General features: G+C 70.4%; 19 protein-coding genes and 2 pseudogenes. 6 read left to right on the top strand and 15 right to left on the bottom strand.

Annotated elements, in window-relative coordinates:
• Positions 1–952 (top strand): tyrosine-type recombinase/integrase (locus tag NF20_RS18285; protein WP_033717375.1); only part of this gene is annotated, 952 nt, incomplete at its 5' end.
• A 43-nt stretch (positions 953–995) separates the two neighbouring features.
• Positions 996–1,217 (top strand): annotated as a pseudogene (locus NF20_RS18290) (transposase); the annotation flags it as partial.
• Positions 1,218–1,280: 63 nt separating this feature from the next.
• Here the strand turns inward: NF20_RS18290 and NF20_RS26575 are convergent.
• The 14 genes and pseudogenes from NF20_RS26575 to glmS form a co-directional block, all read right to left on the bottom strand.
• Positions 1,281–1,640, bottom strand: a pseudogene (locus NF20_RS26575) (adenylate/guanylate cyclase domain-containing protein); the annotation flags it as partial.
• Between the two features lie 94 nt (positions 1,641–1,734).
• Entirely contained in the window at positions 1,735–3,351 is a 1,617-nt protein-coding gene (gene groL / locus NF20_RS18295; RefSeq protein WP_003873390.1) for a chaperonin GroEL, read from the bottom strand.
• Between the two features lie 88 nt (positions 3,352–3,439).
• Positions 3,440–3,742, bottom strand: coding sequence for a co-chaperone GroES (gene groES / locus NF20_RS18300; protein ID WP_019732443.1), 303 nt, complete (start codon positions 3,740–3,742; stop codon positions 3,440–3,442).
• Between the two features lie 205 nt (positions 3,743–3,947).
• Positions 3,948–4,973 carry a tRNA (adenosine(37)-N6)-threonylcarbamoyltransferase complex transferase subunit TsaD gene (gene tsaD, locus NF20_RS18305; RefSeq protein WP_024637255.1) on the bottom strand — a complete coding sequence of 342 codons (1,026 nt, stop codon included), beginning with the start codon at positions 4,971–4,973 and terminating at the stop codon, positions 3,948–3,950.
• Complete coding sequence (gene rimI / locus NF20_RS18310) at positions 4,970–5,440, bottom strand: ribosomal protein S18-alanine N-acetyltransferase (protein ID WP_003873393.1); 471 nt, start codon at positions 5,438–5,440, stop codon at positions 4,970–4,972. Before rimI ends, tsaD begins: the two co-directional genes overlap by 4 nt.
• Positions 5,437–6,063 carry a tRNA (adenosine(37)-N6)-threonylcarbamoyltransferase complex dimerization subunit type 1 TsaB gene (tsaB, locus tag NF20_RS18315; RefSeq protein ID WP_033712140.1) on the bottom strand — a complete coding sequence of 209 codons (627 nt, stop codon included), beginning with the start codon at positions 6,061–6,063 and terminating at the stop codon, positions 5,437–5,439. The genes rimI and tsaB overlap by 4 nt, the downstream gene beginning before the upstream one ends.
• Positions 6,060–6,539, bottom strand: coding sequence for a tRNA (adenosine(37)-N6)-threonylcarbamoyltransferase complex ATPase subunit type 1 TsaE (gene tsaE, locus NF20_RS18320; protein WP_003873395.1), 480 nt, complete (start codon positions 6,537–6,539; stop codon positions 6,060–6,062). The genes tsaB and tsaE overlap by 4 nt, the downstream gene beginning before the upstream one ends.
• Positions 6,532–7,581: an alpha/beta fold hydrolase gene (locus NF20_RS18325; protein ID WP_011726034.1), complete on the bottom strand. Its 1,050-nt coding sequence runs from the start codon at positions 7,579–7,581 to the stop codon at positions 6,532–6,534. The genes tsaE and NF20_RS18325 overlap by 8 nt, the downstream gene beginning before the upstream one ends.
• Before the next feature lie 52 nt (positions 7,582–7,633).
• Entirely contained in the window at positions 7,634–8,800 is a 1,167-nt protein-coding gene (gene alr, locus NF20_RS18330; protein ID WP_170945465.1) for an alanine racemase, read from the bottom strand.
• Positions 8,801–8,910: 110 nt separating this feature from the next.
• Positions 8,911–10,302 carry a glutamate decarboxylase gene (locus NF20_RS18335; protein ID WP_019732664.1) on the bottom strand — a complete coding sequence of 464 codons (1,392 nt, stop codon included), beginning with the start codon at positions 10,300–10,302 and terminating at the stop codon, positions 8,911–8,913.
• Between the two features lie 22 nt (positions 10,303–10,324).
• Positions 10,325–11,746 (bottom strand): bifunctional ADP-dependent NAD(P)H-hydrate dehydratase/NAD(P)H-hydrate epimerase, encoded by a 1,422-nt coding sequence (locus NF20_RS18340; RefSeq protein WP_033712153.1) that lies wholly within the window; start codon positions 11,744–11,746, stop codon positions 10,325–10,327.
• A gap of 63 nt (positions 11,747–11,809) precedes the next feature.
• The gene (locus NF20_RS18345) at positions 11,810–12,541 is read right to left on the bottom strand and encodes a rhomboid-like protein (RefSeq protein WP_023862258.1); all 732 of its coding nucleotides are present in this window, start codon (positions 12,539–12,541) and stop codon (positions 11,810–11,812) included.
• 66 nt (positions 12,542–12,607) lie between these two features.
• Entirely contained in the window at positions 12,608–13,498 is an 891-nt protein-coding gene (locus NF20_RS18350) for a DUF4436 domain-containing protein (protein WP_033712155.1), read from the bottom strand.
• Positions 13,499–13,613: 115 nt separating this feature from the next.
• Entirely contained in the window at positions 13,614–15,488 is a 1,875-nt protein-coding gene (gene glmS / locus NF20_RS18355; protein WP_003879511.1) for a glutamine--fructose-6-phosphate transaminase (isomerizing), read from the bottom strand.
• Positions 15,489–15,501: 13 nt separating this feature from the next.
• Here glmS and NF20_RS27330 point away from each other — a divergent pair, with 13 nt between their 5' ends.
• The 4 genes from NF20_RS27330 (at position 15,502) to NF20_RS18370 (ending at position 18,060) form a co-directional block, all read left to right on the top strand.
• Positions 15,502–15,804, top strand: a complete 303-nt coding sequence (locus tag NF20_RS27330) for a hypothetical protein (protein ID WP_088294911.1) — start codon at positions 15,502–15,504, stop codon at positions 15,802–15,804.
• 99 nt (positions 15,805–15,903) lie between these two features.
• Positions 15,904–16,098, top strand: a complete 195-nt coding sequence (locus NF20_RS18360) for an Rv1535 family protein (protein ID WP_009978920.1) — start codon at positions 15,904–15,906, stop codon at positions 16,096–16,098.
• A gap of 56 nt (positions 16,099–16,154) precedes the next feature.
• Positions 16,155–16,994 carry a hypothetical protein gene (locus tag NF20_RS18365; RefSeq protein ID WP_023900739.1) on the top strand — a complete coding sequence of 280 codons (840 nt, stop codon included), beginning with the start codon at positions 16,155–16,157 and terminating at the stop codon, positions 16,992–16,994.
• Between the two features lie 25 nt (positions 16,995–17,019).
• The gene (locus tag NF20_RS18370; protein ID WP_023900738.1) at positions 17,020–18,060 is read left to right on the top strand and encodes an LLM class F420-dependent oxidoreductase; all 1,041 of its coding nucleotides are present in this window, start codon (positions 17,020–17,022) and stop codon (positions 18,058–18,060) included.
• 4 nt (positions 18,061–18,064) lie between these two features.
• Here NF20_RS18370 and NF20_RS18375 read toward each other — a convergent pair whose 3' ends face one another.
• Complete coding sequence (locus tag NF20_RS18375) at positions 18,065–19,582, bottom strand: hypothetical protein (RefSeq protein WP_179944215.1); 1,518 nt, start codon at positions 19,580–19,582, stop codon at positions 18,065–18,067.
• Position 19,583 lies beyond the last annotated feature (1 nt).

Below are 19,583 nucleotides of genomic sequence, written 5' to 3' on the forward strand. Positions count from 1 at the left end.
CCCCAAACTCGACCAGCCGTTGCCACGCGCGCTAGCACCCGATGTGGACGCGGCAGTGATGAACGCCGTTGCCCACCTGCAGGATCCGTTCGCCCGCATCGGCCTGACCGTGCTGCGTGGTGCCGGCCTGCGGGCGGGGGAACTGCTCGACCTCGAACTGGGCAGCATCATCGACTACGGACCGGCCGGAACCTGGCTGAAGGTGCCACTGGGCAAGCTCGCCACCGAACGCATGGTCCCGCTCTCCGCCGCGACCCTCGCCGCGCTCGACGAGTGGGTCGCCCTCCGCGGCACGCACCGGCCGCTGCCGCACCCACGCACCGGCGTGCTCACCGACTTTCTGTTCACCCGGCACGGACGCCGCCTGGGCTACACCCGGCTGCGCAACGGGCTGCTCACCGCCGCTGAATCCGCCGGGTTGCACCGTCCCGACGGCGGCGTCCTGATGGTCACTCCACATCAGTTGCGCCACACCTGGGCCACCGAACTCGCCAACGCCGGGATGAGTCTGCAGGCCTTGATGTCCTTACTCGGGCACGTCACTCCACAAATGACGATCCGCTACGCCACCCTGGCCTCGCCCACCCTGCGCGCGGCCTACGACGAAGCGATGGGCAAGATGCGCCGCCAGTTCACCCTCACCCCGGTCGGCAAACCGATCCTGCCCGACAAGGTCGGCTGGCTGCACAGTGAAATGCTGAAAACCCGCGTTGCACACGGATACTGCGCTCGCCACGAATCCGCGGGCGCGTGCCCTTATGCCAACATCTGCGAAACCTGCGACAACTACGTCACCGCCCCCGAATTCCGCGACACGCTCACCGACCAACTCGCCGACGTCCAGGCCCTCAGAACCGACGCCGAGTGCCGCGGCTGGACCGACGAAGCCGCCCGCCACGACCGCGTCGTCGCCCACGCCCTTACCGACCACCTCCAGCGCCTCGATCGATGAACATCCCACCCCGACGGGTTGACCCGCCCCCGAGGGCCGGATAATGGAGCGATTGAACAAGGAAATCAAACGCCGCACCGACGTCGTCGGCGTGTTCCCCAACCCCGCCGCGCTGTTACGGCTGGCCGGCTCGGTACTCGTTGAGGCCCACGACGAATGGCAGGTCGCCGACAAGCGCTACCTCTCCGAGACCAGCCTCGCTCTGCTCGACGTCAGTGACCAAAGTGCCGAAACCATTGCCCCCACAGCCGCTCTCACGGCATAGTGGCTACCACAGAGCCACACGCGGACACGCGACCGCTCTTACACCACTCCACAGGACGTGACCGACAATCGCGAAAAACGTTGCAGCCCAAATGGGTACAAACCACAACTGTCTGATGCGCGCTGTCCGACCCCACACGTACGTTTCGTTGAGCGCTTGGAATCGATCGACCTGGTCACTGGCCGACACCGGCCGCATCAAGCGAAATCGTCGCCGAACAGGCAGCACCACTAATGACTGCAATACAACGCCCACACCGGTGACGACGACCGCTTCGAGATAGTGACTCGATCTCTCGTAACAGGTGATGACCAGCGACCAAAGGGCATAGGTCACGAACATCGATGTGAACCCGAATGCCCAGATGACCCAGGGATACTTCGCGCCGTGCCGATCCCACACCCACTGCCAGATGCGATCCATGCCGCGAGACTAAACGTCCGCCGTAGGGAACGAGAAGACGCAAAAGCCCCCGCACGCAAGGGGTGTCGGGGGCGTTTGCGTCTGCTCGGCAGACCTAGTGATGGTGATGACCGTGGCCGTGGTCGTCGGCCTCCTCGGCCGGCTTGTCGACCACCGCCGTCTCGGTGGTGAGCACCATCCGCGCCACCGAGGCCGAGTTGAGCACCGCCGAGCGGGTCACCTTGACCGGGTCGATGACGCCGTCGGCGATCAGGTCGCCGTAGCTGAGCTTCTCGGCGTTGAGCCCGTGACCGGCGGGCAGCTCGGCGACCTTGTGCACGGCCACCGCGCCGTCCAGCCCGGCGTTGCTGGCGATCCAGTACAGCGGCGCCCCCAGCGCCTCGGCGAAAACGTCGACGCCCAGCGCCTGATCGCCGCTCAGCGATCCGCGCAGCTCGTCGAGGGCCTTGCGGGCCTGCAGCAGCGCCGACCCGCCGCCGGCGACGATGCCCTCCTCGACCGCGGCCTTGGCGGCGGCCACCGCGTCCTCGACGCTTTCCTTGCGTTCCTTGAGCGCGGTCTCGGTGGCCGCACCGACCTTGATCACCGCCACGCCGCCGGCCAGCTTGGCCAGCCGCTCCTGCAGCTTCTCGCGGTCCCAGTCGGAGTCGGTCTTCTCGATCTCGGCGCGCAGCTGCTTGATCCGGTTGGCCACGGCGTCTTTGGCGCCGCCGCCGTCGACGATGATGGTGTCGTCCTTGCTGACCACCACCCGCCGGGCCGAGCCGAGCACCTCGGTGCCGACCTCGCGCAGCAGCAGGCCGGTGTCGGGGTTGATCACCTGCCCGCCGGTCACGATGGCCAGGTCCTCCAGGAACGCCTTGCGCCGGTCGCCGAAGAACGGCGCCTTGACCGCAACGGCTTTCAGCGTCTTGCGAATCGAGTTGACGACGAGGGTGGCCAGCGCCTCGCCCTCGATGTCCTCGGCGATGATCAACAGCGGCTTGCCCGACTCGGCGACCTTCTCCAGCATCGGCAGCAGGTCGGGCAGCGAGCTGATTTTCTCCTGGTGCAACAGGATCACCGGGTCATCCAGCACGGCCTGCTGGGCGTCGAAGTCGGTGACGAAGTAGGCCGACAGGAAGCCCTTGTCGAAGCCGACGCCCTCGGTGAACTCCAGCTCGGTGTTCAGCGTCGAGGACTCTTCGACGCTGACCACGCCGTCGACCCCGACCTTGGTCATCGCCTCGCCGACCAGCTCGCCGAGCACCTGGTCGCGCGACGACACGGTCGCCACCTGGGCGATCGCGTCCTTGCCGGACACCGGGGTGGCCGAGGCCAGCAGCGCCTCGGACACCGCGTCGGCGGCCTTGGAGATTCCGGCGCCGAGCTCGATGGGGTTGGCGCCCGCCGCCACCAGCCGCAGGCCGCCCTTCACCAGTGCCTGCGCCAGCACAGTCGCGGTGGTGGTGCCGTCGCCGGCGACGTCGTTAGTCTTGGTCGCCACCGACTTCACCAGCTGGGCGCCCAGGTTCTCGAACGGGTCCTCCAGGTCGATTTCCCGCGCGACGGTGACGCCGTCGTTGGTGACGGCCGGCCCGCCGAATGCCTTGGCCAGCACCACATGCCGGCCCCGCGGACCCAGCGTCACCCGGACCGCATCGGCAAGCGTGTTGACGCCGGCCTCGATGGCGCGGCGCGCGGTCTCGTCGTACTCAATGATCTTGCTCATCAGGCTCCTTCAAACCGGGCTGTAACGCATGCCGCCCCGGAAATCACCCGCGTGGGGACGCGGGGATCGCCGGGGCGGGACACGGTTGTTACTTGGAGACGACAGCCAGCACGTCGCGCGCCGACAGGATCAGGTACTCCTTGCCGTTGTACTTGATCTCGGTGCCGCCGTACTTGCTGTAGATGACGGTGTCGCCTTCCGAGACGTCCAGCGGAATGCGCTTCGCGCCGTCGTCGTCCCACCGGCCGGGACCGACGGCGACGACGGTGCCTTCCTGCGGCTTCTCCTTGGCGGTGTCGGGAATGACCAGACCGGATGCGGTCGTGGTCTCGGCCTCGTTGGCCTGCACGAGAATCTTGTCCTCGAGTGGCTTGATGTTCACCTTCGCCACGATTGGAGCCCTCCAGTGTTTGGGTCGGGTCCGGGGCGCGCCCCGAACATGCCGAATAATCAGGTGTTCGGCATTCGTCCATGCCCGAGCGCCGTCGTCGCGGGTGCCGACACCGGGCTTGGTCGATTGCCACCTAGCACTCTATACATGCGAGTGCTAGCACTCAAGGGCACTCCGCTGCTTCTCGTGTGTTCGCCGTCGGCGATCAGCTGACCTGCGCTTTCACCACCGGCAAGCCCGGATCGGTGGGCACGTCCAACGGCGACGGCGGCGCCCCGGCGGCCACCAGATGCGCGGCGAACGACGCGATCATCGCCCCGTTGTCGGTGCACAGCGCCGGCCGGGGGATGCGCAGCGTCAGCCCGGCCGCCGCGCAGCGCTGCTCGGCCAGCTCGCGCAGCCGCGAGTTGGCGGCCACTCCTCCGGCGATCAGCAGGGTGGCGACGCCGAGGTCGGTGGCCGCGCGCACCGCCTTGCGGGTCAGCACGTCGGCCACGGCCTCCTGGAAGCCGGCCGCGACGTCGGCGTTCACCGCGTCCGGGTGGCTTTCCAGGTACCGCGCCACGGCCGTCTTGAGCCCGGAGAAACTGAACGCGTACGGGGCGTCACGCGGGCCGGTCATGCCGCGCGGGAACACGATCGCCTCCCGGTCGCCGGTGCGGGCCAGCTCGTCGAGCACCCGGCCGCCCGGGTAGCCCAGCCCCAGCAGCCGCGCCACCTTGTCGTAGGCCTCGCCCGCGGCGTCGTCGACGGTGCTGCCCAGCTCGACGATCGGGTCGCCGAGCGAGCGCACCTGCAGCAGGTGGGTATGGCCGCCGGAGACCAGCAGCGCGACGCACTCGGGCAGCGGCCCGTGCTGGTAGACGTCGGCGGCCAGGTGCCCGCCCAGGTGGTTGACGGCGTAGAACGGCACCCCCCAGGCCGCCGAATACGCTTTGGCCGCAGCGACTCCCACCAGCAGGGCACCGGCCAGCCCGGGCCCGATGGTGGCCGCGACGACGTCGGGTTTGGTCACGCCGGCGGCGGACAGGGCGCGGCGCATGGTGGGCCCCAGGGCCTCCAGGTGTGCGCGCGACGCGATCTCGGGCACCACGCCGCCGAACCGCACGTGCTCGTCGACGCTGGAGGCGACCTCGTCGGCCAGCAGGGTCACCGCACCGTCGGCGTCCAGCCGCGCGATGCCGACTCCCGTTTCGTCGCAAGAGGTTTCGATCGCCAGGATGGTCGTCATTGCCGGGCCTTTCTGCGCATGGTGTAGGCGTCGGCGCCGCTGATGCGGTAATAGCGCCGGCGCAGGCCGATCTGCTCGAACCCGACGCTGCGATACAACCCGATGGCCGGCTCGTTGTCGGTGCGCACCTCCAGATACACCACACCGCCGTCGGCGAACTCGAGCAGCCGGTCGAGCATCAGGCGGCCGATGCCCCGGCCCTGATATGCCGGGTCCACGCCGATGGTGTGGATCTCGTACTCGTACGGCGGAACCCGGCCCAGCCGGGAGATGCCGGCGTAGCCGACCAGTGTGTCGCCGACCCGCGCGCCGACGTAATGGTTGTGCGCACTGGCCAATTCGCGGTGGAACGCCGCGGCCGGCCACGGGTCGTCGCCGTCGAAGAGCTGCGCCTCCAGTTCGGCGCAGCGCCGTGCGTCGGCCCGCGTCAAGGCGCCGACGGTGACCGGTTCGCCGCCCGCGGTCATGGCCGGGCCGCCCGCGGTGTGGCGTCCGGGCGGCGCAGATACAGCGGCACCAGCGGCTGCGGCCGGACCGACCAATCGCCGACTGCCGCAACCAGTCCGGCCGGCGTCGGGTGCGCGGGTCCGGTGACCGGCAGGCCGAACAGGCGCGCGTGCTCCGGGGAGCCGGCCACCGCCTCGGCCCCACCCGGGTCGACGTCGGCGGGGGCGGCGACGGCCGGACCATCGGTGCGCACCCCGTCGCGGTAGCGGGCCCAGTACACCTCGCGGCGCCGCGCGTCGGTGACCACCAGCGTGTCGCCGGTGGTCTGCCCGCCGATGGCGTCCAGGCTGCACACGCCATGCACCGGGATGCCCAGCGCGTGGCCGTAGGCGGCGGCGGTGGCCATCCCGGCCCTCAGGCCGGTGAACGGGCCCGGGCCGCAGCCCACCACGACGGCCGCCAGATCCGTCATATTCAGCCCCGAATCGTGCAGGGCAGCAAGCACATTCGGCGTGAGCCGTTCGGCGTGCGCCCGGGCGTCCACGGTGATCCGCTGGGCCAGCACGGACAGGTCGTCGCGGCGCACGATGCCGGCGGTCACCGCCGGCGTGGAGGTGTCCAGGGCCAGCACCAGCGGGCTCATGACGGCTCCCCGCCCGCCCAGCGCCAGGTCGCGATCCGCACGTCGGATCCGCTGACCCGCTCCAGCCGGATGTCCAGGTGCCGCGGCGCGAGACGCTCGACCAGGCCCTCACCCCACTCCGCCACCACGACGGCGTCGTCCAAATCGCTGTCCAGGTCCAGCGAGTCGAGCTCACCGAGCAGGTCGGCACCCTGATTGCCGGTGTGGTCGAGCAACCGGTACAGGTCGACGTGGATCATCGTCGGCGCGCCGGGCCGCCGCGGCGGGTGCACCCGGGCCAGCACATAGGACGGCGAGGTGACCGGGCCGTCGACATCCATAGCCGCGGCAATTCCCTTGGCCAGCACCGTCTTTCCAGCACCGAGCGGGCCGGACAGCACCACCACGTCGCCGGCGCGCAGCTGCTCGGCCAGCCGCGCGCCGAGCGCGGCGGTGTCCTGCGCGGTGGGCAGCGTCGCGGTGCCGGATTCAGCCACGGCGCCACAACCTTTCCCCGATTCGCCGCAGCGCCAGTGCGGCCCGGCTCGGGGTGGCGCGGCGGACCAGCCGTACCAGCCCACCGTTGATGGCCTCCGGCTTGTCCAGCAGCGCCAGGTGACTGGCCCCGGCGACGATGACGAGCTCGGACTGCGGCAGGCTGGCCGCCATCTTGCGGGAATACTCGTCCGGGGTGAGCAGGTCGTGGTCGCCGCAGGCGATCAGGGTGGGGACCCGCAGCAGCGTCCACAGCCCGGCGGTTTCGTCGTGGTGTTCCAATGCGTCCAGAAAGCCCACCATGGTCGGGATGGGTGTGCTGTTCATCATCCGCTGGGAGAACGCGTCCAGGCTCCGGCTGACCTGCAGGTCGCTGAAGGAGGCGGCCCGCAACACCGGGCCGATCAGCGAGCGGGACACGTTGCGGCCCCGGTGCATCAGCTTGGGCGCCGACCGGGCGGCAACCCGAACCGCCTCCAGCGCAGGGTTTTTCAGGATCTCACCCAGCGGCGAACGCGAAACCCCTTCGGCCGCAGACGAAATCAGCGCGGCACCGACGATCCGGCGGCCGTACTGCTCGGGGAACTGGCGGGCGTGTGAGAGCACGGTCATGCCGCCCATCGAGTGGCCCACCAGCACCACCAGCCCGCGCGGCGCCACCACCTGCAGCACGGTTTGCAGGTCCCGGCCGAGCTGGGTCAGCGTGTAGCTCTCGGGTGCGGCCTCCCCGGATCTGCCGTGCCCGCGCTGGTCGTAGAAGACCATCCGCACGTCGGGTCCCAGCTGTTCGGGCAGCCGGGTCCGCTGAAAATGGAAGGCGCCCATCTGCAGACAGAACCCGTGGACGAACACCATGGTCAGCGGCGCGTCGGGCGGGCCGGCTTCGCGGACCGCCAGCGGCACCCCGTCGGGTGTGGTCACCACCAGGGCGCGGTCACCGTCGAAGGTGTTGAAATCCTCGTCGGCGTAAGGGTCTTCGATGGTGGCCCGCTGGGTCATGGACCGGCGGGCCGAGGCCCCGACGATGGTGGCGACCGCGGTCACCCCCGCGCCCCCCGCAAGCCAGGTCCTGCCCTTGTGGCGCTTGCGGGTTCGGTCAGGACTCAACGGTGTGCGCCTCGCGGTAGGTCCTGGTGATCCGCCCGCGGGGGCTGGTCACCACTTCGTAGTGGATGGTGCCGAGCAGATCGGCCCAATCCTGGGCGGTGGGTTCACCGCTGCTGCCCGGCCCGAACAGGATCGCCTCGTCGCCCTCGGCCACGTCGGGGCGGCCCGGGCCCAGGTCGACGACGAACTGGTCCATGCAGATCCGGCCGACGCCCGGCCGCCGCCGGCCGTTGATCGACACCTGCAGCCGCCCGCCCAGCGACCGGAAGATGCCGTCGGCGTAGCCCACCGGCAGCAGCGCCAGGTTGGTGTCGCGCTGCGCCGTCCAGGTGTGTCCGTATGACACGCTTTCCCCCGCACGTATCGACTTCACCAGTGCCACAGTACATTTCACCGTCATCGCGGGCACCAGGCCCATGTCGCCCAGCTCGGGGACAGGGCTGAGGCCGTACACCGCGATACCGGGGCGCACCATGTCGAAGGCCAGGTCGGGACGCGACATGGTGGCCGACGAATTCGACAGGTGGGCCACCTCGAAGCGCACCCCCTGCTCGCGCGCCTGGGCCAGCATGTCGGTGAACCGTTGCGCCTGAACGTCATTCACCGGGTTGGCGGGTTGGTCGGCGTACACCATGTGAGACATCAGGCCGCGCGGCACGATGGCCTCCTCGGCGACGGCGCGGCGCAGCGCGGTCAGCATCGACGGGTACTGCGCCGGCGGCACGCCGTTGCGGTTCAGCCCGGTGTCGACCTTGACGGTGACCGTGGCGGTCCGGCCGGTGTCGCGCACCGCGGTCAGCAGCTCGTCGAGCTGGCGCTGCGAGGACAGGCCGATCTGCACGCCGGCCAGCAGCGCGGGCCGGAAGTCGATGCCGGGCGGATGCAGCCAGGCCAGCACCGGCGCGCTGATCCCCGCGGCGCGCAGCGCCAGCGCCTCGTCGACGGTGGCCACGCCCAGCTCGGCGGCCCCGGCGGCCAGCGCGGCACGCGCCGTCTGCACGGCCCCGTGGCCGTAGCCGTCGGCCTTGACCACGGCCATCACCTGCGCGCCGCGGGCCTGCTCGCACAGCAGCCGCACGTTGTGCTCGATGGCGCCCAGGTCGACCAGCGCCTCGGCGAGGACGCCCGGGGTCAGGGATATCGGCGTAACGGCCACGGCGGCCATTGTCCCAGAAACGCGCGCGTGCTCTCTCCCAGTGCCCAACGTGCACTCATGGCGAAAAAATCGCGAAAAACTCGCCGTGGCTGCACGCTCGGCGCAAAGTCTCAGTGCGCGAAGTGCTGGGCGTCGTAGTGGCCGCCCGGCTTGACCTTGTCCAGCGAGGTCAGCGCCGAGACGGCGTCGTCGTGCAGCGCCCGGGCCAGGTCGGCCGACAGCCCCTCACGCACCACGATGCGCAGCACCGAGACGTCGGTGGCGTTGTCGGGCATGGTGTAGGCGGGCACCTGCCAGCCGTAGGTGCGCAGCTCATGGGAGACGTCGAACTCGGTGTAGCCGCGGTCCTTGGCCAGCCGGAAGGCGACCACCGGGATCGCCGAGCCGTCCGAGATCAGCTCGCAGTGCTCGCTGACCCGCAGCTGCTCGCCCAGCCAGCGCGCCGTGCCGGACAGCGTCTGCATCACCTTGGTATAGCCCTCGCGGCCCAGCCGCAGGAAGTTGTAGTACTGGCCGACCACCTGGTTGCCGGGGCGCGAGAAGTTCAGCGTGAAGGTCGGCATGTCGCCGCCCAGGTAGTTGACCCGGAACACCAGCTCGTCGGGCAGGTACTCCTTGCTGCGCCACACCACGAAGCCGACGCCGGGATAGGTCAGCCCGTACTTGTGCCCGCTGACGTTGATCGACACCACCCGGGGCAGCCGGAAGTCCCACTTGAGCTCGGGGTGCAGGAACGGCACCACGAACCCGCCGCTGGCGGCGTCGACGTGCACCGGGACGTCCACGCCGCCGGCTGATGCTGGTTTGAGGGCCAGCTTGTCCAGCGCGCCGCAGATGTCGGCGACCGGTTCCAGCTCGCCGGTGTAGGTGGTGCCCAGGATGGCCACCACGCCGATGGTGTCCTCGTCGACGGCGTCGACGACCTGTTCGGGGGTGATGACGTAGCGGCCCTCCTCCATCGGCAGGTAGCGGGGCTCGACGTCGAAGTAGCGGCAGAACTTCTCCCAGACCACCTGGACGTTGGAGCCCATCACCAGGTTCGGGGTGCGCTTCTTCCAGTCCTTGGTCTTGGCGCGCCACCGCCACTTCATCGCCAGCCCGCCCAACATCACCGCCTCGCTGGACCCGATGGTGGACACCCCGCAGGCGCTGTACGGGTCGGCGTCGTTCAGACCTTCGGCGTGGAACAGGTCGGCGACCATGCACACGCAGCGCTGCTCGATGGCCGCGGTGGCCGGGTATTCGTCCTTGTCGATCATGTTCTTGTCGAACGTCTCGGCCATCAACCGCCCGGCCTCGGGGTCCATCCAGGTGGTGACGAAGGTGGCCAGGTTCAGCCGGGAGCTGCCGTCGAGCATCAGCTCGTCGTGGATGAACCGGTAGGCGGCGTCGGGATCCATCGACTCGTCGGGCATCCGCAGCGCGGGCACCGGCGCGGTGAACAGCCGGCCGGTGTAGGCCGGGGCAATGGCATGCGCGGGCAGCGAAGGATGTTGGGGCACTGGGGAATTCCTCTCTATAGGTCTACAGGGCGGCCAGGGCGGCCCGGATGTGCGGAACCATGCGCGACGAGGAGGTGGGCGCCTCGCCGGGGCCGGGGTCGGCGGCCGAAAGCGCCGCGGCGCGGGCGTGCACGAAGGCCGCGGCCGCGGCGGCCTCGCCGGCCGGTAATCCGGAGGCGAGCAGCGCGCCGATCATCCCGGACAGCACGTCGCCGGAGCCGGCGGTGGCCGCCCAGGATTGGCCGGCCGGGTTGAGGTAGACGGGGCCGCCGGGGTCGGCGATGACGGTGACATTGCCCTTCAGCAGCACGGTGACACCCAGGGTGTCGGCCAGTCTGCGGGTGGCGCCGACGCGGTCGTCGCCGGGCGGGCTGCCCGCCAGGCGGGCGAATTCCCCGGCGTGCGGGGTCAGCACCGTCGGCGCCGCCCGGTTGGCCACCAGCTCGGGGTGGGCCGCCAGCATGGTCAGCCCGTCGGCGTCGACGATCACCGGCAGGTCGGTTTCCAGGGCGAACCACAGCGCGGCGGCCCCGGCGTCGTCGGTGCCCAGCCCCGGGCCGACCACCCAGGACTGCACCCGCCCGGCCGACGCCGGGGTGGGCGACGCGATCACCTCGGGCCAGTGCGCGAGCACCTCCCGGTGCGCGCTGCCGGCGTAGCGGACCATCCCGGAGGTGGCCGCGACGGCCGCGCCGGTGCACAGCACGGCCGCGCCGGGATAGGTGGCCGAGCCGGCCATCACGCCGGTGACGCCCTGGGTGTACTTGTCGTCGTGCGGCCCGGGCACCGGCCAGCGGGCGGCCACGTCGGCGGCCTCGAACCCCAGCACGTCGGTCTGCGGCAGGTCGAGCCCGATGTCGATCAGCTTCACCCGTCCGCAGTCGCCGAGCGCGTGCACGGGTTTGAGCCCGCCGAAGGTGACGGTCAGCACCGCGTGCACGGCGGGGCCGCTTGTCGCCCCGGTCGCCGCGTCGATGCCGCTGGGGATGTCGACGGCCACCACCGGAATTCCCGCGTCGTCGACGGCGGCGAACACCTCGGCCGCCGCGGGCCGCAGCGCCCCCGAGCCGGAGATGCCCACCACCCCGTCGATGACGAGATCCGTTGTCGGCGAAACGCTTTCGACGATGCGACCACCGGCCTTTCCGAATGTGGCCAGGCCCTTGCGGTGGGCGCGCTCGGGGTTGAGCAGGATGGCGTCCGCGGCGGCGCCGCGCCGGCGCAGGAAGGTGGCCGCCCACAGCGCGTCACCGCCGTTGTCGCCGGAGCCGACGACCGCGCACACCCGCCGCCCGGCCACCCCGCCGGTGCGGGCGGTCAACTCGGCGGCGATCTCGGTGGCCAATCCGAAGGCCGCCCGGCGCATCAGGGCGCCGTCGGGCAGGCTGGCCAGCAGCGGCGCCTCGGCCGCACGGATCGCGTCCACGCTGTAGTAATGCCGCATCAGAGCCAGATTACGTGCACGTGCTTGGCGCGCGGCACCTTTCGTTACCGGCCGGAGTCGTCGTTACCGGCCGGAGTCGACGTCGGGCCGGGCCGGCGGCGCCACGCGCCGGCGCAGCATGGTGCGCAGCCGCGCCGGGCTGAGCTGCCGCCCGCCCTTGGCGCGGGTCATCGGGTAGAAGCACAGGCCGATCAGGATCGAGGTGAAATGCCCGATCGCGGTGAAGTTCAGCTCGACGCGGTCCATGGTGAGCAGCGGGAAACCGAAGATGAGGAACAGCACCCCGAGATAGCCCCACCGCCACGGCCGGGCGATGTGGAAGGTCAGCACCGCCATCACCCCGACCAGGAAGTAGCTCACCCCGATGTCGCGGGCGTGCACCAGCCGCTCCGACGCGTCGTGTTTCTCGATGGCGAAGTAGAGAATGCCCTCGCTGATGTAGGTGGCCAGGATGTGCGAGCTCAACCCCACGGTGAGCCAGCGCAGCTGACCGAGCCAGTGTTCGGCCGGCGCCAGGAACAGGGTGAACAGCAACAGGTAGGGCTCGAAGTTCTTGCCGTCGATCCACAGCAGGCTGGAAAACAGGACGTCCAGCGGATCCCGGCCCAGCTCGTGAATGTTGGTGGAGCGGTGCAGCAGTACCGAATGCAGCTGCCGGCCGGTGAGCTGGTTCTGGATGATGGTGGTGATCATCAGCACCAACAGCCAGCCGTAGGTCAGCGGGGCACTGATGACGAAGTGCCACACCGCCCGCGTCATGCCGCGCACTCGCCCCCGCACCGATGCCTGCCCCACGACATCAACCTTGGCATGCGTGGCATGTCATGCGTACGACTTCGGGGGCGAACACGCCGCCGCTCGTCAGCCGCCTGTCGTCGCGGGGGCCGGCTGGGCCGGCGCGGCGGCCGGCGGCGGGTTCAAATGCCGCCACCAGCAGCCGATGTAGAGCACCATCGAGATCGCCAACGCGACCAGCACCCAGATCACCACGGTGATGTCGACCCAGCTGCCGAACGGCGGCGAACCGGGCAGCGCGTTGCGCAGCGGCACCACCGCGAACAGCATCGCCGCGTACCACGTCGTCATCGGCGGCTGGAACGGCCGCCGGTCCCGGGTGGTCTGGATCGCCACGAACAGGGCCAGGCTGGCGATCGCGATCAGCACGCCGAGGATGACGATGGCGAACGCCGCGGTGCTCATCGAGCGCCGCACGTGCAGCCGGTAGGGGCCGTCGGCCTGGGGCCGGGTCGCGGTGAGCTGCCAGCCGGACAGGTGGTCGACGAAGGTGACGGGGACGTGGTCGGGGTCCCGGTCGGTGTCCGGGCCGTAGAAGATCTCGACTTCCAGCGGGCCCGAGTGGTATTGGTCGAACGGCCAGCGCTCGATCTGGCCGGCGATGGTCAGCGGGACGGCCATCAGGCCGGGCAGCATGCCCTTGGTCCAGGTGTGCCGGGACGGCATCGCCGAGGAGCGGACCCGCAGGCTCAGATCCTCCTTGAGGTGGTGGGTCTTCGGATCCAGCAGTGCCGACCCCGGATTGAAGGCCAGGTTGACGGCGAGCACGCTGTTGTTCGACTGGATGTCTTCGACGTTGATCGTCGCCGACGGCCGGTCCCCGTCCATCGTCGGGTTGGCCTCGTCGATCCGGCGGCCGGTGCCGCTTTGCGCGTACAGCACGACCGAGCCGATGTATGCGGCCAGGACAAGCACCACCAGGCCAACGACGCCGTATCTCATGCCGGCCGATCGCATACTTCCTCCCGAACGGGCATGGGCGCCTTGCTCACTGGCGCCGAAATGCTGTCCCAGGGCAATGTAATCGATCGACCGCGGATGCGCGGCTTATCCGGGTGAAGCCGTTGCCCGGCTATTCCACCGTGACGGACTTGGCCAGGTTTCGCGGCTTGTCCACGTCGTAGCCGCGGGCCTGGGCCACCGACGCAGCGAACACCTGCAGCGGGATGGTCGACAGCAGCGGCTGCAGAAGCGTTGACACCGAGGGGATTTCGATCAAGTGATCGGCGTACGGCCGCACCGTGTCGTCGCCCTCCTCAGCGATCACGATGGTGATCGCGCCGCGGGCCTGGATTTCGCGGATGTTGGACAGCAGCTTGGCGTGCAGCACGGCCGACCCTTTGGGCGACGGCATGATGACGATGACCGGCAGGTCGTCCTCGATCAGCGCGATGGGCCCGTGCTTGAGCTCGCCGGCGGCGAATCCCTCGGCGTGCATGTAGGCCAGTTCCTTGAGTTTGAGCGCGCCTTCCAGCGCCACCGGGTAGCCGACGTGGCGGCCCAGGAACAGCACGGTCGGCGACTGGGCGAACCGCTGGGCCAGCGCGGCCACCGGCTTGATCGTCGCCAGCACCCGCGCCACCAGGTCCGGCATGGCTTCCAGCTCGTGGTATTCCCGCTCGACCTCGTCGGGGTATTTGGTGCCGCGGGCCTGCGCCAGCGCCAGGCCGACCAGGTAGTTGGCGGTGATCTGGGCCAGGAACGTCTTCGTGGAGGCGACGCCGATCTCCGGGCCGGCGCGGGTGTAGAGCACGGCGTCGCATTCGCGCGGGATCTGGCTGCCGTTGGTGTTGCAGATCGCCAGCACCTTGGCCTTCTGCTCCTTGGCGTGCCGCACCGCCTCCAGGGTGTCGGCGGTCTCGCCGGACTGCGAGATGGCGACCACCAGGGTGCTGCGGTCCAAAACCGGGTCGCGGTAACGGAATTCGCTGGCCAGCTCCACTTCCACCGGCAGCCGCGTCCAGTGCTCGATCGCGTACTTGGCCAGCAGCCCGGAGTGGTAGGCGGTGCCGCAGGCCACCACGAACACCTTGTCGACCTCGCGCAGTTCCTGATCGGACAGCCGCTGCTCGTCGAGCACGATGCGGCCGTCGACGAAATGGCCGAGCAGCGTGTCGGCCACCGCGGCGGGCTGCTCGGCGATCTCCTTGAGCATGAAGTACTCGTAGCCGCCCTTCTCGGCGGCGGCCAGATCCCAGTCGATGTGGAATTCGCGGTACGCCCCGGGCCCCAGGTCGTCGTTGCCGTCGAAGTCGGTGATGCGGTAGCCGTCCGCGGTGAGCACCACGGCCTGGTCCTGGCCGAGCTCGATGGCGTTGCGGGTATGCGGGATGAACGCCGCCACGTCGGAGCCGACGAACATCTCGCCGTCGCCGATGCCGATCACCAGCGGGGTGGAGCGGCGGGCGGCGACGATGGTGCCGGGTTCGTCGGCGTTGGCGAACACCAGGGTGAAGTGGCCGTCGAGGCGGCGCAGCACGGCGAGCACCGAGGCGGCGAAGTCGCCGGCCGTCGGGCCGTGCCGGTAGGCCTGCGCCACCAGGTGCACGGCGACCTCGGTGTCGGTGTCGCTGGCGAACTCCACGCCGTCGGCCTCCAGCTCGTGGCGCAGGCCGGCGTAGTTCTCGATGATGCCGTTGTGCACCACGGCGATCTTGCCGGCGGCGTCGCGGTGCGGGTGCGCGTTGCGGTCGGTGGGCCGGCCGTGGGTGGCCCACCGGGTGTGGCCCAGGCCGGTGGTGCCGGTCAGCGCCGACGGCGGCAGCTGCGCCACCGCCTCCTCGAGGTTGGCCAGCCGGCCGGCGCGGCGGCTCACCGTCAGGGTGCCGTCGCCGTTGACCAACGCGACTCCCGAGGAGTCGTAACCGCGGTACTCCATGCGGCGCAGCGCGGCCATGACGACCGCGCAGGCGGGCTGCTGCCCGACGTAGCCGACGATTCCGCACATTCTGCTCAGGGTAGTGCAGGCGCAGGGCCGGGCCGCCAGTCCGCGGGCGCCCGCCGGCGCCGCCGCGGCCGTCATGACCGTCGCTGCCGACGGGAAAATGTTTTCACCTGATGTCTTTGTGACGTTTTCGTTCGCTTCATCGGGTTCGCGGTGCGTGTTTCTAACATTCGAGGGGAAAGCACCGTCGGCGAGTACCGAGGCAACCGGAAAGGACGAGCTGCTTGAAGCCCGCCCGATCGCGATTCCGCAGCGTGCCGGCCACGAAACCGTGGTCAACCATTCGGATTCAGGGCTTTACCGGAAATGGACCGGATAATTCCGGCTACCGAAGCCATGTCTTTTGCCGAGCCACCAATTCAGCCGGAGAAGAATTGACTTTCTCCGACCGGCCGCCGGGCGCCACGAGGAGGCAATCATGACCGCAATTCGGTGCGACGATGTGGTGACCGCCACCCGGGTGCCGGCGGCCCGGGCGGCCCGCCCGCCGCGGCCCGCGCCGGCGGACTCGGGCAACCCGTTGATGGACATGACCACCCGCCTGCTGGCCATCCCGCTGCACCAGTTGTACGCGGTGCTGTGGCGGGTGGGGATCATCGAGGTCAGGGCCTGAGCGGGGGCCGGGCCGCGTTTCCCCGGCGCCGGGATGCGATGCGCTAACGTCGACGCGTGGCCCGCATCCGCAAGCTCGTCGCAGCGCTTCACCGCCGTGGTCCGCACCGGGTTTTGCGGGGTGACCTGGCCTTTGCCGGACTGCCCGGGGTGGTGTACACGCCCGAGGAGGGGCTGAATCTGCCCGGAGTGGCGTTCGGCCACGACTGGCTCACCGGCGCCGCCCGCTATGCGAACCTGCTGGAGCATCTGGCGTCGTGGGGCATCGTGGCCGCCGCCCCCGACACCCAGCGGGGGTTGGCGCCGTCGGTGCTGAACTTCGCCTTCGACCTGGGCACTGCCCTGGACATCGTGTCGGGGGTGCGGTTGGGGCCGGGCAAGATCAGCGTGCATCCGGCCAAGCTGGGGGTGGCCGGGCACGGTTTCGGCGCCTCGGCGGCGGTGTTCGCCGCGGCGGGAATGCCGGCCAACCCCGCGGCGGTGGCGGCGGTCTTTCCCAGCGTGACCAGCCCGCCGGCCGAGCAGCCGGCGGCGACGCTGCGGGTGCCGGGCGTGATCTTCACCGCGCCGGGTGACGCGAAGACGCTGAACTCCAACGCGCTGGCGCTCGCCGAGGTGTGGGACGCCGCCACCGTGCGTGTCATCAACAAGGCCGAACCGGGTGGGCTGGTCGAGGGCCGGCGGCTGACCAAGGTCGTGGGCCTCGCCGGCGCGCACCGGCGCACCCAGCGATCGGTCCGGGCGCTGCTGACCGGATACCTGCTCTACACGTTGGGCGGCGACAAGAAGTACCGCGACTTCGCCGATCCGCACGTGCAGCTGCCCGGGACGGCGGCCCCCGATCCCGAGGCCGGCGCCGTGCCGCTGGAAGAGAAGATCGTCGCCCTGCTGAAGTGAGGTGGCGGCGTGGTAAGCATCTTTGATGCGGATCGGGATCGCTCTTAACTATTCGGGTGGCTTTCACGAGGCCGTGGACCGCGTGGTCGAACTCGAGAAGGCCGGCATCGAGGTCGCGGTGGTGGCCGAGGCGTATTCCTTCGACGCCATCAGCCAGCTGGGCTATCTGGCCGCCAAGACCCGCACCGTCGAGCTGGCGTCCGGGGTGCTGCCGCTCTACATCCGCACGCCGTCGCTGCTGGCGATGACGGCCGCGGGGCTGGATTACGTGTCCGACGGGCGATTCCGCCTGGGCATCGGCACGTCGGGCCCGCAGGTGATCGAGGGGTTCCACGGCGTCCCGTTCGACGCGCCGATCGGCCGCACCCGCGAGATCGTGGAGATCTGCCGCATGGTGTGGCGGCGCGAACGCGTGCAGTACGCCGGCAGGCACTACCAGCTGCCGCTGCCCCCGGACCGCGGCACGGGCCTGGGCAAGCCGCTGCACCTGATCAATCATCCGGTGCGCGAACGGATTCCGATCAGCATTGCCGCGCTGGGGCCCAAGAATGTGGAGCTCACCGCCGAGATCGCCGAGGGTTGGCAGCCGGTTTTCTATCTTCCGGACAAGGCCGGGTCCATCTGGGGTGGGGCGTTGGCGGCCGGTGCCGCCAAGCGTGATCCGGCGCTGGGCCCACTCGATGTGATGGTGCACGCGTCGCTGGCGATCGGCGACGACGTCGACCAGCGGCTGGCCTGGGTCAAGCCGCAGCTGGCTCTCTACATCGGCGGGATGGGCGCCAAAGGCCGCAATTTCTACCACAATCTGGCCACCCGGTACGGGTTCGGCGAGGTCGCGGACCGGATCCAGGAGCTGTACCTGTCCGGCCGCAAACAGCAGGCCATCGACCTGGTGCCCGACGAGCTGGTGCGGGGCATGTCGCTGGTGGGCCCGCGCGGATACGTCGCCGAACGGATGGCCGCGTTCGCCGAGTCCGGGGTGACGACGCTGTTGTTGAGCCCGCTGGCCGCCGACCGGGACGAGGCCCTGGGCTTCGTCGAGCAGGCGCTGCAGTTGCGGCCGTGACCGGTCACTGTCCGGCCTGCGGAAGCTGGTCTGCGGCAATCTGACACGGCGTCGATCCCGGCTCCGGCGCGGGCTGGGCCGCGGCAGGGCCGGGCCCGGGTCGGCCGGCGGCTCGGCCGGTGGCGCGCCGGCGGTGGCGCGCCCGGCGGCGGCGCGGCCGGTGGTGTGGCCGCGACGGGTTGGGCCGGCTCACCGGTCGGCGCGGCCTCGCCGCTCGGAGCGGGCTCGCCGTTCGGTTCGGCTTCGCCGGCGGGCGCGGGCGATCCGGCGCGCCGGGTTCGTCGGCGGCCGTCTCGTCAGCGTCATCGCCGGCGTCCTTGGCGTCGGCGGGGTCATCGGCGTGAAAAGGATCGCCGTGAAAAGCGTTGTCGTCCAAGGGATCCTGGTCGCCGAACGGGTCCGCTCCGTCCAGGCCGTCGCCCACCGACCCGAGCAGACCACCCATCGCGTCGACGATCTTCCCGGCCAGCCCGAGCAGACCCCCACCCCCGCCGAGCCCACTTCCGAGTCCGCCGCCCAGCCCACTTTCGGCGAGCCCACCGAGGTCACCCGCGGGCATCCCGGCGACGTCGCCGAGCGCGGCGCCCCAGTCCGCGGCTGGGGCGGCCGTGGCGGGCGGGGCGGCCGCGGGGGTTGGGGCGGCCGCGGGGGTTGGGGTGGCCGCGGGAAGCGTTGCGGCAGCAGCGGGTTCGGACACGGCGGCCGGCAGCGTCGGCGCGGCATCCAACGGCAGCGTCGGCGCGGCATCCGGCAGCGTGGGCTCGGCATCCAACGGCGGCATGGGCGCGGCAACCAGCGGCCGGGTGGCCGGCACCGGGACCAATCCCGACCCGAGATCACCGGGGAACTCGAACCGCGCCGCGGGCGCGGCGGCCATCCTGTCGACCACCATGGCGTAGGACGTCTGCACCCCGTCGGTGGCCGAGCGCATCGCCGGCAGCCACTCGTTGCGAATATCGTTGTCCACGTAGGGGATAACCTGCTGACGGATGACATTGTAGGCGTCATCGCGGTCCGGCTGTCCCGCCGCCACCGCGGCGGCGGCGGCCAGCCATTCCGGCCGCTGCGCGCGGGTGCGGTCATCCACGGCGATGGCCGTCGCCGCCTTGGCATCGATGAGATACCACAGGTTGTCGCGCAGCGACTCACACCGCTGCGCGGCGGCGCGCAGCTCGGTGGCGAGCGCCTCCGCGGTGTCGCAGTGCCGCTGCAGCAGCTGCACCGCCGCCTCGCCGCCCGCACCCGTCCACGCCACGGCCAGCTCGGCCACCTGGGCGCGCTGCAGCCGCAGCGCCTCGGCTGCCACCACGCCCGCCGCCCGCAGCTCGGCGCAGTCGCGGTCGAGCGCGCGCAGGTCGAGACCGTCCTCGCCCGCATACCATTCGCGGACCTGCGCGGGATGCGCCGTCAGGTCGGGATGTTGGTAGCCCAGCGCATGGCAGGCCTGCACGTAGGTCTGGGTGTGCTCGACGCCGGCCCGGCCCTGGGCGAGGCGCCCGGCGACGTCCAACCGGTCGGCCATG

This window comes from Mycobacterium sp. MAC_080597_8934, from assembly GCF_000523975.1.
GTDB lineage: Bacteria > Actinomycetota > Actinomycetes > Mycobacteriales > Mycobacteriaceae > Mycobacterium > Mycobacterium avium.